This is a genomic window from Pseudomonas sp. NPDC087639, from assembly GCF_044743385.1.
GTDB lineage: Bacteria > Pseudomonadota > Gammaproteobacteria > Pseudomonadales > Pseudomonadaceae > Aquipseudomonas.
Map to the genome: position 1 here is coordinate 43,584 of NZ_JBIUWI010000001.1, position 15,271 is coordinate 58,854.

The window sequence follows — 15,271 nt, forward strand, 5'->3', positions numbered from 1 at the left end:
GATCAGAGATTCGCTGCTTGCAGGCGCGCGGCATGCTCAACGTAAAGGTCTATCGGGTCGAACTGACCGGTTACCTTGCCGGCGCAATGGCGCAGGCTGCTCAGGTGATCCAGCGGATAGTCGGAACGGATGACTTGACCCAAGTGAGAGCTGAAACGCCCGACGAAGCCGTCATTCTGCTCCCCCTCGGTCATGAAATACTGCGACAGCGCCCGGCAGGCTCCCTGCACCGGGTCGAGTGTTGCTAGCCCAATGGCCGGAAGAACGCCGCTCCAGGAGTAATACCGTACACCATTGACCTGTTCGGGGCCGTGTCCGCCCCAAGTGCCGGGTAATCCCTGTGGAAACCTGTCGTTGAAGTCACCCACTCCCTCGGTCGTCAGTGCATTGAGCGCCGCCAATGCATTCTGCGGCAGCGTGGTACTGCCGCTAAGCAACGAAAGAAAATCGGCAAATACCGTCGCCACGTTCTGCGCGACGACTTCCGGCAGCCGACCTGGAACCAGCGCCTTGCGCAAAAAGTCAGCCAATTCCGAGCCATGATTGGGGCCGCTGACTGAAGTCACTGAGGCCACGGCGTGTGGGGCAAGCGCTGCGGCGTATCGAGCTGCCAAAGCTCCCTGGCTGTGCCCGATGAGATTGACTTTTTTGGCACCTGTGCCCCGCAGGACACTGTCAATCTGCGTCAGCAGTTGCTTACCCCTGACTTCATTGTCGTGGGTGGCGGAGAGGTGTGGAACGAACACTCGGCAGTCAGCGGTTTTCAAAGCGTCCTTGACGTCATGAAACAGCTCGAAATGGCCGATACGCTCAAATCCAAACAGGCCGTGTACCAACAGGATGGGATAACGAGTTGTAGCACTCCGTTGCATGTTCTTACCTTTTTCGCAGAAGTTCATCGGGGAAATCTGTTGGCCACTCTAAAACACACACCTCGTTGAAGAAGTACGAAGAGGCTTCACTTGGCCGTTGAATTCGGACTAGAGGCTGTACGAATTTTCAGATACTTACGAAATCCAAATCGGAAGTTCTAGCCGTCCTCCGCCTGGGGAAGGTCGATTTAGTGTTGGTTGCCTACCGGGCTTGTAGCTTTTGCGCCATGGCTGCGGTGTATCGGGCTGATATCGAGAACACCAGCAATCGCGTTCAATGTTGGCTGTCGACGCCGTCATGAAGACAGCGTTTTATCCAGGGAATGGAGTTGCGAATGAACATGCATGAAATCGAGTTTTGCTATCGAATGCGTCACCCCGCCAGCCCCAAGGCGACACATGAACAGTTGCCAGCAGCAACGCTTGATTCTCTCCAGGGGAGCGTGCTCGATCCCGCCCTGGGCAAGGTCGTCGTTCGTATCACGCCTTATGCAAACATGGCGTGTGGCGATCAGTTGCTGATGAGTTGGGAGGGGCTGGATGTCGAGGGTTTTGTTTATCAGCACGAAATGGTCCGCTTTGTCAGCGAAGCTCAGGTAGGCAAAGACGTCGTCTTCGTTATCAAAGGCATGCACGTCGCGGCCCTGGATGGCGGTTCACTGGAGGTCTACTGGACACTTGTCAGCGCGGCCCTGCCCGAACCTGCATCGTCTGCGCGCTTGCAACTGACAGTGGGGGATTCAAGGCCTCAGTTGCTTGCCCCGCACGTCGAAGGTGCAATCGGTGGGGCCCTGGATCCGGCGCGGGTCGTGGAAGGGGCACTCGTCACTCTCCAGCCCTACGCACGAATGGCGGCAGGCGATCAGGTGTCATTGAGCTGGTGCGCAGACGCGCCATCCGCATCGTTCCACGACAGATTGAAGGTCGAAACCTTTGCTGTTTCAGATTTGCTGTCTTTCTGGGTTCCGCCCGAGTACATCGCAGCAAATCTCGGTGGTGAGGTGTCGGTACGCTACCGAGTCGAGCAGTCCAATGGCGTGGCACGTGAGTCCGAGCCGACGAGAATTCTCATCACCCCGTTTCTTCGTGGCGAACTGGACGCACCCGACGTACTTGAAGCTGAGGACGGCGTGCTGCTTGCGGAAGACTCCATTGATGGCGTAACCGTCGTGATCGGCAACGCTCAGGCGCAAGAGGGTGAGCTGGTTTATCTCAAATGTGACGGAGACTTTTTCAATCATCGGGATGATCGCGAAATCACCCGGGAAACCGCAGGAAAGCCGCTGATTTTTATCGTTCCACATCGCTTCTGGCGCGAGCACCACGGATCTTCCGTGCGTGTTGCGTACACGGTTGAACGTTTGGACGATGTCAGTCAGGAGTCCGCAGTGACGCGGGTGCAGGTAGAGGCCAAGCTGTAACGTTGACGGCCCTCCAGTTTGAATAAGCCGGAGGGCCTGTCTCGCAATCAGCGTCTGGCGTGTGCGCCAAGACGCTGAGCAGCATCGACCAGCAATCGCTCTGTTGCGCTGAAACCGAGGCAGCCATCAGTGATCGAAACGCCGTAGCGCAGCGATGCACTCAGCGGCTGACAACCTTCGAACAAATGAGACTCCAGCATCATGCCGATGAGTGAACGATCACCTTGCAAGCGTTGTTCAAGCACTTCATTGAAAACGCCGGGTTGACGCAATGGGTCTTTGCCGCTGTTGGCGTGGCTGCAATCGACCATGATTCGGCTCGGGATCTTCAGTCGGTCCAGATCGGCGTGAATTCTGGCAATGCTTTCGCGATCATGGTTCGGTCCTTTATGTCCGCCGCGCAGCACCAGATGGGTGTCAGGGTTGCCAGGCGTCTGGATGATGGCTGGGTGTCCCTGGCTGTCGACCCCGAAATGGCGATGCGGGTGTGAGGCCGAGCGCATGGCATCGACAGCCACGGCCGCGCCGCCGTCGGTGCCATTTTTGAATCCTACCGGCATGTTCAAGCCGCTGGCCATCTCGCGATGGATTTGTGATTCGGTTGTGCGTGCGCCAATGGCAACCCAACTGAGCAAGTCGTCGAAGTAGCCAGCTGCCATGGGTTGCAACAATTCGGTCGCCACGGGCAAGCCGAGACGGATCATTTCCAGCATCAGCCCGCGGGACAGGGACAGGCCTGCGGCCATGTCATCACTACCGTCCAGGTGCGGGTCATAAGCCAGGCCTTTCCATCCGACTGTAGTGCGCGGTTTTTCGACGTAGGCACGCATCACCAGCAGCATTTCATCGCTGACTTCTTCTGCCAGGCGGGCGAGTTTTCCGGCGTATTCAAGAGCGGATTGAGGGTCGTGGATAGAGCAGGGGCCAACGATTACCAGCAGGCGCTGGTCCTCACCGTTGAGGATCGCGCGAACCGCTTGGCGGTGGGCGGCGACTTGTTGGCTCAAGGCATTGCTCAATGGCAATTGCTGTTTGAGTTGCAACGAGCTGGGCAGACGCAGGGTCAGTGCTTCGTTGGCAGAATCGAGGGTGGACAGTGGCAGAGCAGAAACTGACGAGTTCATATTCGGTCTTCCTGGGCTGGCGGCGGGCTTTTCCCGCGCGCTCGGCCCTACTGGGGTGTTCGACAATTGGCCGTATTGGCTACGTGTGCATGTTTGCCACCTGTAGGTGACCGATCGGAGGCGGCAGGCTGTCCCGAGCGGAGGCTGCTAAATCGCCAGGCGCTAAAGCTGTCGTAACGGTAATAAGTGGCGTAGTTCATTGCGTAAATCCTCAAGGTGTCTGATGTGTTGCTGAAAAATTTTGGGCCTGAAAAAACAAAACCCCCGGTCGGGAAGCCGACCGGGGGTTGAGAAATCTCTGGTAGGCGACCCGTTTTTATGGGCGCCGTTTGGGTATCAGGCGCGCCAGTGGCTAAACCAATACCCAAAATAAAAGCTGACCGGAGCGCAAACGTCATTCGCCCGGGCAGCCGCAACCGAGCGCAGTGCGCTGGCGGTACGAAGCTGTGAGAGGGCGTTGAACATGGTCTGTCTCCGATGAATGCGCCGAGCTTACTAGAGGCCGACACGCCTCAGCAATCAGAAAATGCTATAGCGCGGCTAGCCAAATGCCTATTGCTTGAGCGCTGCATGAGTTGTGACACACTCAGCGTTTTGCCTGATGACCAAGGTTGAATCATGTCGACATTGAACATTGCAGCCGCCCAGACTACTTCCATTGCTGGCGATCTTGCCGCAAACATCGCCAGCCATATGCGCTTCATCGAGGTCGCGGGGGAGCAGGGTGTGGAGTTGCTGGTGTTTCCTGAGCTGTCACTGACCGGCTACGAAGGCGAGGTGGCTGCGGCATTGGCCATCGATCCACAGGAAGCTGTGATTCAGCCACTACGGGATCTGGCGCACGCACTGGGTGTGACGGCTGTCGTCGGCATGCCGATTCGACTGAAACACAGTTCTGCGGTATTGATTGGCGCACTGGTTCTGGGCGCCGACGGATCGCTTGGGGTGTACAGCAAACAACATCTGCACTCGGGCGAGGAGCGGGTCTTCGCCGCTGGGTTCGGCGGGTCATCCCTGAGCATCGGTAACGATAAGGTAGCGCTGGCGGTCTGCGCCGATTTCTCTCATGCCAGCCATGCGGCTGCGGCCGCTGATCTAGGCGCCGACCTTTACGCTGCGGGTGTGTTAATCAGTGAGCAGGGCTACGACGCAGACGCCGCGGTGCTGCAGGGTTATGCCCGACAACATGCGATGGCGGTGCTGATGGCCAACCATAGTGGCCTTACCGGCGGTTGGCAGTCGGCGGGGCGTAGCGCGATTTGGTCCGAGGACGGTTCACTGATTGCTGCGGCGCCGGGGTCGGGTGATCTTCTCGTGGTCGCCCGGCGTGACGCCGGTGCATGGCAGGGGCGAGTCATTAACGTGGAACAGGCTCAATGACATTCCAGGCACGCCCTGCGACAACAGAGGACCTGGCGTTTTCGCGCTACCTTACTTGTCAGAACATGCTGCGTTACTACATTCATCATGACCTGTTGTGGCAGGACGAGGCATTCGATGTTGCATGGCTGGGGCGCGAGAACTGGCTGATATTGCGTGATGATGTGCCGGCAGGTTTTTTCAGTCTCAGCCGAGATGCGCGCGCACTGTATATTCGTGAACTGCAGATTGCTGAAGCCTTTCAGCGGCAGGGTGCAGGTTCTTGGGCGATTGATCAGGTTATTGGCATGGCTCATCAGCAAAGGCGCCCGGCTTTGCGACTCACCGTGTTTGAAAATAACCCGGCGAAATATTTGTATGAAAGAAAAGGACTACGCGTGCAAGGCGAGGACGAGTGTTTCCTGCGGATGCAGCTGGATATCGGTACACCTGTGCTCTGAAGCCCACGGCGGGCAAGCCCTCAATGATGAATTGAAACTTTTTAAATGATGCTTGCCGCTAGGTCTGTCCGGTACTTTTTGCTAAGGTGTCCGGCATCCCAATAAGACCATATCGCGAGGTGTCTGCTTGATTAGGGTGCTAGTGGTCGATGACCACGATCTCGTTCGTACAGGCATTACACGGATGCTGGCCGATATTGATGGCTTGCAGGTGGTGGGCCAGGCCGAATCCGGGGAAGAATCCCTGATCAAGGCCCGAGAGTTGAAACCCGATGTGGTGTTGATGGACGTCAAGATGCCCGGCATCGGCGGCCTGGAAGCCACGCGAAAACTGTTGCGCAGTCATCCGGACATCAAAGTGGTCGCGGTTACGGTGTGTGAGGAGGATCCTTTTCCTACTCGGTTGCTGCAGGCAGGTGCTGCTGGCTATCTGACCAAAGGCGCGGGTTTGCCGGAGATGGTTCAGGCCATTCGCCTGGTCTTTGCCGGTCAGCGTTATATCAGCCCGCAGATTGCTCAACAATTGGCGATCAAGTCCTTTCAGCCGTCCAACGATTCGCCCTTCGACGCTTTATCCGAGCGTGAAATCCAGATCGCTTTGATGATTGTCGGCTGTCAGAAGGTGCAAATCATTTCCGACAAGTTGTGCCTGTCGCCGAAAACCGTTAACACCTATCGCTACCGTATTTTCGAAAAGCTTTCGATCAGCAGCGACGTCGAGTTGACACTGTTGGCGGTTCGTCACGGCATGGTTGATGCCAGCCTCTGACCATGATTGAAACATTCGATTCCAGCGCCTTCCTGTCTACCGTCAGCGGGCGCCCCGGCGTCTATCGCATGTTCGACAGCGATGCGCGCCTGTTGTATGTCGGCAAGGCCAAAAACCTGAAGAAGCGCTTGGCGAGTTACTTTCGCAAGACCGGGCTGGCGCCGAAAACGGCTGCATTGGTTGGTCGCATTGCTCAGGTCGAAACGACCATCACCGCCAACGAAACGGAAGCGCTGCTGCTTGAACAGACACTGATCAAGGAATGGCGGCCGCCGTACAACATCCTGCTACGCGACGACAAATCCTATCCCTATGTTTTTCTGTCAGATGGGCAGTTCCCGCGTTTAAGCATCCATCGCGGGGCAAAAAAGGCCAAGGGCAAATACTTCGGGCCTTATCCAAGTGCCGGCGCCATTCGCGAAAGCCTGAGTTTGCTGCAAAAGACGTTTTTCGTTCGTCAGTGTGAAGACAGTTACTACAAGAACCGCACACGCCCATGTCTGCAATATCAGATCAAGCGATGCAAGGCACCTTGCGTCGGGCTGGTCGAGCCTGATGTTTATGCCGAAGACGTGCGCCACTCGGTGATGTTTCTTGAAGGGCGCAGTCATGCGCTGACCAATGAGCTGTCCACGGCAATGGAAGAGGCGGCGATCAACCTTGAGTTCGAGCGTGCCGCCGAGCTGCGTGATCAGATCGCGCTGCTACGCCGCGTGCAGGACCAGCAGAGCATGGAAGGGGGCACGGGTGATATTGACGTCATCGCTGCCTTCGTCAACCCGGGCGGTGCCTGCGTGCATCTGATCAGTGTCCGTGGCGGACGCGTGCTGGGCAGCAAGAATTTCTTCCCGCAAGTCGGGATCGAAGAAGACGTTTCTGAAGTCATGGCGGCGTTTCTTGGGCAGTATTTCATCAGCAGCCCAGAGCGCGACCTGCCGAGCGAACTGATTGTTAACGTCGTGCATGAGGACTTCCCGACACTGATCGAGGCGATTAGTGAACTGCGCGGTCGAGAATTGGCCATCAGTCATCGGGTGCGCGGCACCCGCGCGCGCTGGCAGCAACTGGCCGTCACCAACGCAGAACAGGCGTTGGGCGCACGCCTTGCCAATCGGCAGCACACGGCAGCGCGTTTTGATGCACTGGCTGAGGTGTTGAACCTGGATGAGCCGCCACAGCGTCTGGAATGCTACGACATCAGTCACTCCAGCGGCGAGGCTACGGTCGCGTCCTGCGTGGTCTTTGGCCCGGAGGGCGCAATCAAGTCGGATTACCGCCGCTATAACATTGAAGGTGTCACGGCAGGTGACGACTATGCCGCCATGCACCAGGCGCTGACGCGACGATTCAGTAAGCTCAAGGACGGCGAGGGCAAGTTACCGGATATTCTGCTGGTCGACGGTGGCAAGGGGCAGCTATCGATGGCCCGTGACGTTCTCAATGAGCTGGCAGTCCCGGATCTGATCTTGCTCGGTGTGGCCAAAGGCGCAACCCGCAAGGCCGGCTTTGAAACTTTGTATCTGAATGATGCCGCGCACGAGTTCACCTTGCGCGGCGACTCACCCGCATTGCACTTGATTCAGCAGATCCGCGATGAGGCCCACCGATTCGCAATTACCGGACACCGCGCACGCCGCGGTAAAACACGCCGCACGTCCACACTGGAAGGCGTTGCCGGCGTCGGGCCGACCCGACGTCGCGACTTGTTGAAACATTTTGGTGGATTGCAGGAGCTGTCTCGTGCAAGCATCGAAGAGATCGCCAAAGCCCCGGGGATCAGTAAAAAGCTCGCAGAGTCGATTTATGCAAACCTGCATAGCGAGTAGAATGCCCCTTCACCTCGTAGCCAGTTGTGCCGATGAATATCCCTAATCTGATTACCGTTCTACGCGTCCTGCTCATTCCGATCTTCATTTTGCTGTTCTATCTGCCTTACCAGTGGAGTTACATGGCCTCCGCCTCGGTGTTTGCCTTTGCGGCAGCCACCGACTGGCTGGATGGTTATCTGGCCCGCCGTCTGGAACAAAGCACTCCGTTCGGCGCTTTTCTTGATCCGGTCGCCGACAAACTCATGGTCGCGGTGGCGCTGGTACTGCTGGTGCAAGAACACGGTAATCTCTGGCTCACGCTGCCGGCTGCCGTGATCATCGGTCGTGAGATTGTCGTATCGGCATTGCGTGAATGGATGGCCGAACTCGGCGCCCGTGCTCATGTAGCTGTATCGAATCTAGGCAAATGGAAAACCGCTGCGCAGATGCTGGCGCTGGTCATTCTGCTGGCCAATCCGAAAGACTTCAGTTTCTGGGTGATCCTCGGTTATGCCTTGCTGATGGTGTCGGCAGGTCTGACTTTGTGGTCGATGGTTCAATACCTTCGCGCTGCCTGGCCACATCTGAAAACCGATGTTGAAAAGAAATAAAACTTTTTTGAATCAAAGGGTTGACGGGGCTTCTGAAATCTATAGAATGCGCCACACCAAGCGGGAATAGCTCAGTTGGTAGAGCACGACCTTGCCAAGGTCGGGGTCGCGAGTTCGAGTCTCGTTTCCCGCTCCAATTTGTACGTGTTTGTTGTTGTGCTACTGACAGCAGATGCTTTGAGGCCGAGTAGCAAAATGGTTATGCAGTGGATTGCAAATCCACCTACGCCGGTTCGATTCCGACCTCGGCCTCCACTATAAACAAGCTCCGTAGATCCATGATTTACGGAGCTTTTTTATTTCCAGTGCGCTGCAAGATTTTGTCTTGAATACGGCCATTGCGAACTTGCTTCACCGGGAAGTGATGTATATATTTCCCGCTCTGCTGCTTAGCGTGCATCCTGTCAGGATCGCGACTCGGCAGTTGAAATGAGCTACACCGCGCTACCGCCCGAATGGCGAAACTGGTAGACGCATGGGACTTAAAATCCCCCGCTCGTAAGGGCGTGCCGGTTCGATTCCGGCTTCGGGCACCATGAATATCAAGGGCTCGCATGAGATTTCTCATGCGAGCCCTTATTTTTTTGCCCGCCATAATATGGACTGTGCACCGCGATTCACTCGCAAATAGTCATATCCTTCGACGAGCCATAGCCCACGTGATTTTTTGTAACGTCACCATTGGCTCCTGCCTTGTAGGCCCAAAGAAAGTCACTCTTGGAACGTCGCCGGCGCAACCGGGTAATCCACGTAGCCACGGTGATCGCCACCAAAGAAAGTGCTCGGCTGACGCGCCAGGTGGCGGGACTGGAAAACGAGCTCGGCGCCAGCCTGCTCAACCGCACGACTCGCAATACCAGCGTCACTGTCGCCGGACAAACCTATTTCGAGAAAGCCGTGGCCATTCTCGATGCCATCGATGAGGCCGACGCGGTCGTCGCCGATCGTGGCAGCGACGCGCAAGGACGATTGCGAATCAGCGTCCCCGTCGAGTTTGGCCGGCGCATCATTGCGCCGCATTTGAGTCGCCTGCTGGATCGTCATCCGGGGCTGGAAATCAGCCTGTCGTTGAGCGACCAGGTCAGTGATTTTTTGAGTGAGCAGATCGATGTTTCCGTGCGCCTCGGCTCCTCGGTGGTCAGCGACGATATCGTCAGCAAGCGGGTAGGGGCGTTCCAGCGCTGGGTGGTGGCCAGCCCGGATTATTTGAGTCGGCACCCGACGCCATGCCATCCCCGCGACCTGCTCGAACACCAATGTCTGCGCTTTGATTACGCTGGCTCCCACCTGCACTGGACCTTTCAGGGCGACGAAGAAACCATCCAGCTCAACGTCCACGGTCGCCTGCAAAGCAACAACGCCGATATTCTGCGCGAAGCAGCAATAGCGGGCGGCGGGGTGACATTACTGGCCGATTGGCTGGTGCGCGACGACGTCGCGGCAGGGCGACTCACCCGATTGCTGGAACACTATGAGGTCAATCCCGGCAGTGCGAGCAGTTGCATCAATGCGCTGTATTTGCCCAATCACCGGGGGGCTAGCCGGATCAATGTGTTTATTGATTTTCTTGAGGAGATTCTCGCCGCGAGATAGATCCCTGGCGAAACTGTCTTCTGAGTAACAACTAACGCAAAAATGGGCCGACTTGCTCGGCCCATTTTTTATCCCGCTCTAAACAAATGCCTGCCCGGCAAAACCACGAGGCAAGCGTTGAAGCCCGGCCATCGTCGTCAGCCGCTCGATCCATTCTGCGCGCCAGTTTGTTGCGCCATGAGTGGTTTTTGCGTGCCGTGCGCTGCGTCGGGCTGCATTGCGTTGATCTTTTCTCGCCTGTTTGTAGGCATCGGTATTACGGCAACTGCGGCACTTCACGCGATTGAGTTCCTTGCTCGCAGAGAGTTGCTTGCCTTTGTGGCCGCAGGCCAGATGCCCGCCGACGTTGAAATGGATAACCATGGACCGTCTCCTTCGTGACGTGTACAGGTTATGACAACTCGTAGATAGCGCCGTTCGGTGAGTGGAACTGCAGGCAAAAAAACACCCGCATGCGGGCGGGTGAGAGGGGGACTTTCTAAAGGAGTAATTTCACTGTAAGCGCTTAGATGTGATGGTTATGTGAAAAGAACCAAATCCCTGAGCGAAGAATATAAATGCCGCACAGGCGACGCCGCGGTGGCACAAGCGTCACCGCGTATGAAGCCTTATTGCCAACCGGTGCTATCTGAACCGAGGTAGCGGCCGATCGATTGGCTTGAGCGCTGTCAGCGTGTTGCGGATCAGCGGCGCGTCTTTCTCGATATCGTTCAGGCGATCGCGGATTCGCAGGGCGGTCGGGTGTCCGCCTTGGTGATCGACCCAGTCGGCGATCTCTTTGCAAGCTGCCGCGAGGCGCGCCTGCCGGGCGTCGAGCAGGGTGAGGAGGGTGGTGATGGACTCTTTTTCGGACATGGAACACCTCCGTTCGTGAAACCGCTGAGCGGCAGCAAAAAGCCCGCTATTTGCGAGCCTTCTGCCGTTGGGGCGCCGCTCCTTCAGCTGGTTTCAGTATAGACCCGCTTCTGCTCGGCATCAGCCGGAAGACTCGCGGGCCGTAATGGGCGAACTGACTGCATTGAGACGGGTGCATTCGCGCCGAGCGTCTGCTTCCGCGTCGTAGCCATCGCCGATGAAGCCGCCTGTGCGTGTATCGCAGATACGAAACCAGCCAATGGCTTCGGCGGGATCATGCTGGCTGTCCTCGGCGCGTCGACCGTGAATAATGATCTTGTTGCAACGCTTCACGACGAAAATGTCTTCCATGGCGTCACCGCAGCTGATTCGTGTCACATCAACTATAGAAGCCCCCGGCGATCGTGCAAAAAATAGACAGGTCAACTCGTCGGTTGCAGGTGCCAACCTTGCGGATGCCAAATCAAATCATGGGTCGGGTTTAAGGCGCGTAGAAACGTTTGATCGTGGGAAACGGCGACGATCGCCCCGGGAAATGTCTGCAATGCCCGCTCGAAAGCTTCCACGGATGCCAGATCAAGATGATTGGTCGGCTCATCAAGCAGTAACAATTGCGCCGGCGTCTGGCGCCACAATGCCAGGGCCAGCGCGGCTTTCAGGCGTTCACCGCCACTGAGCGAGGCACAGGGCAAGGTGACGCGCTGCGCATTAAGTTGCAGATGCGCCAGATAGCTGCGCAAGGTGCCTTCGTCCAATGGCGTTTGTTGTGCCTTCAGTTGCTCAAGGATGGATGTCCGCTCATCCAGCAGCGTCAATTGTTGATCGATGAACGCAAAAGGCACGTGGGTCAGGCATTCACCGCACACAGGTCTCAGGTCATTGGCGAGGATGTTCAGCAGAGTCGATTTGCCACACCCGTTGGGGCCGCTGACGGCAATGCGCATCGGCCCGTGGATGGCGAGGCTCACCCGCGTAGAAGGCGCACCAATCGGCAGCCATGGCAGGCACGCATCGACCAGTGTGCAGACCTGACGCTTGCTCGGCACGACGCTGCCCGGCAGGTTGATCAGCACCCCGTCGGCGGGCACGACGTTCGCATAAGCGTCGCGCACACGAGTATCCAGATCGGATTTACGTGCCTGATGCCCGTGGCGCACCTTGCCCATGATTTCTCGCGCAGCCGCTTTAGCGGCCACTCGTTCGAAGCTGGCCACGTTGGCAGTCTCAGCTTTACGCCGGCTGCCGGCAGCATGGCGCTGGATCGCATCGTGCTCGCGTTGCAGTCTCGAACGCTCGCGCTGGCGTTCGATCCGGGCTTGATCAATTTGAGCTTGCGCAGCGGCTTGATGGATTCGGCGTTGTTCGGCAAATTCCGAATAACAACCGCTGAAGACGCTGGCGCCCAAAGGCGTGAGTTCAATGATTTTGCGCATTTGCTCCAGCAACTGCCGGTCATGGCTGACGACGATCAAGCCACCGCGCCATTCTTCGAGTTTTTTCGTCAGCCACTGCCGGCCCGCGCTGTCGAGATGATTGGTCGGTTCATCCAGCACCAGTAATTGTGCCGGGCTCAGCAGCGCGCCAATCAGGGCGATCCTGGCTTGCTGGCCGCCGCTGAGGTTGGCCGTCAGATCGTTCGCCGCGATGTCGGCCAGTCCGCACTCATCGAGTAACTGGCGCAAGCGTTCCGGCAAATCCCAGCGTTCGCCAATGATGTCGAAATCCCCGGCACTGGCGTGCCCCAGGTTGAGTCGCCCCAGGGCCGCCAGAAGGGAGGCCGCGCCCGTTGCGTCGGCCACGGTTTGCCCCGGTGGTGCGACGAAGTTTTGTGAGACGTAATGCACAGTAAAAGAACTCACCACGCTGCCGGTTGTGGGCCGCAGCTGCCCGGCAATTAGCCGCGCGAGTACGCTTTTGCCGACACCGTTGCGTCCGACGATAGCGGTCGGCAGATGATCGAATTTCAGATTCAGGTCGTTGAAAATCGTCTCGCCATTGGCGAATTGAAAACCCAGTTGATTCAGCGAGACGAGTGCGGGCGTACGCGAGACGTGAGTCATCGGCACCTCCAGAAAAATGTCGTGAAAACTGACAAGCGCCGTTTGCGGCGTGTCGCGATTACATTTTCAGAGGGCTGAGTTGTTCACTTCTGCGGTCGTCCTGAGGAGGGGAAAGGTGGCTAGCCTAGAGGACGACGCGCAATCGATCAAGGTGTAGCCGTTATCTCGCTCATGCGTTCGAGAAACATCGCCAATGCCACTTCCTCGGCCCGCAAGCCCTTGCGCACGCGCGGGCGCGGTAATTCGGCGAGGGCACCGAGCATGAATTTTTCCACCACCGCCGGGTGGATGTAGCACTTGCGGCACACCGCTGGCGTGTTGCCCAACTGTTTGGCGACACCCTTCACCATTTCCACCACGTGCCGTTTGGCTTCCGTTTCGGACTCGTGTTTCAGTTCGCGTAAAACCGCTAGTGCCAAGGCGCTGCCGGCCCAGGTGCGATAGTCCTTGGCAGTGAAGTCAGCGCCGGTCAGGGTTTGCAGGTAGGTGTTGACGTCGGAGGAGCTGACGGTGTGCCGCTCGCCGTTTTCGTCCAAGTACTGGAACAGGTTCTGGCCAGGAAGCTCCAGGCAGCGCTTGATGATCCGCGCCAGGCGCCGATCCTTCACGGTGATCTGGTGTTCGATGCCGCTCTTGCCCCGGAACTGGAACAGGATCGCACTGCCGTTAACCTCGACATGCCGACTGCGCAGGGTGGTCAGGCCGTAGGAGCGATTGTCCCGCGCGTACTGCGTATTGCCGACCCTGATCAGCGTGGCATCGAGCAGGGTGATCACCGTGGCCATGACTTTGTCGCGGCTGAAACCGGGGGCAGCCAACAAGGTTTCCAGCTGTTTTCGCAACTTCGGCAGGGCGAGACCGAACTCGCGCAGCCGCGAATATTTGTCGGCGTCGCGCACTTCGCGCCAGCGCGCGTGATAGCGGTATTGCTTGCGGCCACGGGCATCGCGACCGGTGGCTTGCAGATGGCCGCGTGGGTCGAGACAGATCCACACGTCGGTGTAAGCCGGCGGCACGGCGAGAGCGTTGATGCGTTTGATTTCGTCGGGATCGGTGATGCGCTGGCCCGACGGTTCGAAGTAGCTGAACTTGCCGCGCAGTTTTTTGCGGGTGATGCCGGGCTGTGTGTCATCGACGTAATGCAGGTCGGATGGCAGTGCATCGGTCAGCGCGGTATCGGGCATGGCGGCTTCCTTCGTTGGCGCGGCGGTCTGTAAAACGATTGACCGCGCACTGATGCCGTCGTGCCAACGGATTTAGGCGAGCACTGCGACTGCCTTGATTTGCGCCCAGAGTTGCTGACCCGGACGCACACCCAGTTGGTCGCGCGAGTACCGTGTGATGCGTGCCAGCAGCGGAGTGCCGCCAGCGTCGAGACGGATCAGCACATGGGCGGCGTTGTCTGCCGCTTGCTCGCTGATCACGGTCACCGGCAGGCGATTGAGGATGCTACTGAAAGCGTCGTTGTGCAGGGCCAGGCTGATGTCGCGCGCGTGTACCTTGCAGCGCAAGGCCTGGCCCACGGCCATCGGTGCATGAGTGACGCGAATGTTCATTTCGGTGGCCGGCAGTTGCAGGCTCAGCAACTGATAGTCCGTATCGTAGGCGCTGACCTGACCTTCAATGATCACGCCGGCGTCATCGCCCATTGCCATCGGCAAGTCCAGACGGGCGAGGGTTTCGCCGATCGGGCCGCTGGCCAGGGCCTTGCCATCGTTGAGCAACACCAGATGGTCGGCCAGACGAGCGACCTCATCCTGCGCATGACTGACGTACAGCACCGGAATATCCAGTTCGTCATGCAGGCGTTGCAGATACGGCAGGATTTCGTTTTTGCGCTGGCTGTCGAGCGCGGCCAGTGGCTCGTCCATCAGCAGCAATTTCGGACTGGTCAGCAGCGCGCGGGCGATGCCGACACGCTGACGCTCGCCACCGGACAAATGCTGCGGATGCCGCTCGAGCAAATGACCGATCCCCAGCAGTTCGGTGGCTTGCGCCATGTCTACGCGACGCTGCGACTTGGCGATGCGCTTGAGGCCGAATTGCAGATTGGCCAGCACCGACAAATGCGGGAACAGGCTGGCTTCCTGAAATACATAACCCAATGCGCGTTTGTGCGGCGGGACGAAAATCCCGTTTTCGCTGTCCTGCCAGACTTCTTCGTTGATCTGGATAAAACCGTGGTCGGCGCGCTCAAGCCCGGCAATACAACGCAGGCAGGTGGTTTTGCCAGAACCGGAATGGCCGAACAGTGCGGTGACGCCGCGGCCCGGCAAGTGCAGATCGACATCCAGGCTAAAGCCTGAGTAAGCCAGTTGAAGACGTGCATCAATCATTG

At 57.9% G+C, this 15,271-nt stretch carries 15 protein-coding genes and 3 tRNA genes; 10 read left to right on the top strand and 8 right to left on the bottom strand.

The features are described from left to right. Window positions 1–2: 2 nt before the first annotated feature. Window positions 3–872 carry a triacylglycerol lipase gene (locus tag ACIOVB_RS00185; RefSeq protein ID WP_187679953.1) on the bottom strand — a complete coding sequence of 290 codons (870 nt, stop codon included), beginning with the start codon at window positions 870–872 and terminating at the stop codon, window positions 3–5. Between the two features lie 335 nt (window positions 873–1,207). Between ACIOVB_RS00185 and ACIOVB_RS00190 the strand changes: the two genes are divergently transcribed. Continuing rightward, the gene (locus ACIOVB_RS00190) at window positions 1,208–2,293 is read left to right on the top strand and encodes a hypothetical protein (protein ID WP_401263863.1); all 1,086 of its coding nucleotides are present in this window, start codon (window positions 1,208–1,210) and stop codon (window positions 2,291–2,293) included. 47 nt (window positions 2,294–2,340) lie between these two features. On the opposite strand, the gene ACIOVB_RS00195 is transcribed toward ACIOVB_RS00190, so the two are convergent. Next, a complete protein-coding gene (locus tag ACIOVB_RS00195) occupies window positions 2,341–3,417 on the bottom strand; it encodes a 3-deoxy-7-phosphoheptulonate synthase (RefSeq protein ID WP_401263864.1) in 1,077 nt (358 codons plus the stop codon). A 618-nt stretch (window positions 3,418–4,035) separates the two neighbouring features. Between ACIOVB_RS00195 and ACIOVB_RS00200 the strand changes: the two genes are divergently transcribed. The 9 genes from ACIOVB_RS00200 to ACIOVB_RS00240 all read left to right on the top strand — a co-directional run bounded on the left by ACIOVB_RS00200 (window position 4,036) and on the right by ACIOVB_RS00240 (window position 10,018). After that, window positions 4,036–4,797: a carbon-nitrogen hydrolase family protein gene (locus ACIOVB_RS00200; RefSeq protein WP_401263866.1), complete on the top strand. Its 762-nt coding sequence runs from the start codon at window positions 4,036–4,038 to the stop codon at window positions 4,795–4,797. After that, entirely contained in the window at window positions 4,794–5,237 is a 444-nt protein-coding gene (locus ACIOVB_RS00205; RefSeq protein WP_187679929.1) for an N-acetyltransferase, read from the top strand. The genes ACIOVB_RS00200 and ACIOVB_RS00205 overlap by 4 nt, the downstream gene beginning before the upstream one ends. Window positions 5,238–5,364: 127 nt before the next feature. Next, window positions 5,365–6,006, top strand: a complete 642-nt coding sequence (uvrY, locus tag ACIOVB_RS00210) for a UvrY/SirA/GacA family response regulator transcription factor (protein WP_016984198.1) — start codon at window positions 5,365–5,367, stop codon at window positions 6,004–6,006. A 2-nt stretch (window positions 6,007–6,008) separates the two neighbouring features. Continuing rightward, entirely contained in the window at window positions 6,009–7,832 is a 1,824-nt protein-coding gene (uvrC, locus tag ACIOVB_RS00215; protein WP_401263868.1) for an excinuclease ABC subunit UvrC, read from the top strand. Between the two features lie 32 nt (window positions 7,833–7,864). Continuing rightward, complete coding sequence (pgsA, locus tag ACIOVB_RS00220) at window positions 7,865–8,425, top strand: CDP-diacylglycerol--glycerol-3-phosphate 3-phosphatidyltransferase (RefSeq protein ID WP_007950102.1); 561 nt, start codon at window positions 7,865–7,867, stop codon at window positions 8,423–8,425. Window positions 8,426–8,485: 60 nt separating this feature from the next. Beyond that, window positions 8,486–8,561, top strand: a tRNA-Gly gene (locus ACIOVB_RS00225). Window positions 8,562–8,606: 45 nt separating this feature from the next. Beyond that, a tRNA-Cys gene (locus tag ACIOVB_RS00230) sits at window positions 8,607–8,680 on the top strand. A 194-nt stretch (window positions 8,681–8,874) separates the two neighbouring features. After that, window positions 8,875–8,961 (top strand) — tRNA-Leu (locus tag ACIOVB_RS00235). Between the two features lie 181 nt (window positions 8,962–9,142). Beyond that, window positions 9,143–10,018 carry a LysR substrate-binding domain-containing protein gene (locus ACIOVB_RS00240; protein WP_401263870.1) on the top strand — a complete coding sequence of 292 codons (876 nt, stop codon included), beginning with the start codon at window positions 9,143–9,145 and terminating at the stop codon, window positions 10,016–10,018. 78 nt (window positions 10,019–10,096) lie between these two features. Here ACIOVB_RS00240 and ACIOVB_RS00245 read toward each other — a convergent pair whose 3' ends face one another. The 6 genes from ACIOVB_RS00245 to modC form a co-directional block, all read right to left on the bottom strand. Beyond that, a complete protein-coding gene (locus ACIOVB_RS00245) occupies window positions 10,097–10,381 on the bottom strand; it encodes a hypothetical protein (protein ID WP_401263872.1) in 285 nt (94 codons plus the stop codon). 261 nt (window positions 10,382–10,642) lie between these two features. Next, window positions 10,643–10,873 carry a hypothetical protein gene (locus ACIOVB_RS00250; RefSeq protein ID WP_123449131.1) on the bottom strand — a complete coding sequence of 77 codons (231 nt, stop codon included), beginning with the start codon at window positions 10,871–10,873 and terminating at the stop codon, window positions 10,643–10,645. A 120-nt stretch (window positions 10,874–10,993) separates the two neighbouring features. Then, a complete protein-coding gene (locus tag ACIOVB_RS00255) occupies window positions 10,994–11,224 on the bottom strand; it encodes a hypothetical protein (RefSeq protein WP_401263873.1) in 231 nt (76 codons plus the stop codon). A gap of 71 nt (window positions 11,225–11,295) precedes the next feature. After that, window positions 11,296–12,933 carry an ABC-F family ATP-binding cassette domain-containing protein gene (locus ACIOVB_RS00260; protein ID WP_401263875.1) on the bottom strand — a complete coding sequence of 546 codons (1,638 nt, stop codon included), beginning with the start codon at window positions 12,931–12,933 and terminating at the stop codon, window positions 11,296–11,298. A 146-nt stretch (window positions 12,934–13,079) separates the two neighbouring features. Next, window positions 13,080–14,117 (bottom strand): DNA topoisomerase IB, encoded by a 1,038-nt coding sequence (locus ACIOVB_RS00265; protein ID WP_401263877.1) that lies wholly within the window; start codon window positions 14,115–14,117, stop codon window positions 13,080–13,082. A gap of 72 nt (window positions 14,118–14,189) precedes the next feature. Further along, window positions 14,190–15,269, bottom strand: a complete 1,080-nt coding sequence (gene modC / locus ACIOVB_RS00270; RefSeq protein ID WP_401263879.1) for a molybdenum ABC transporter ATP-binding protein — start codon at window positions 15,267–15,269, stop codon at window positions 14,190–14,192. Window positions 15,270–15,271: the final 2 nt, after the last annotated feature.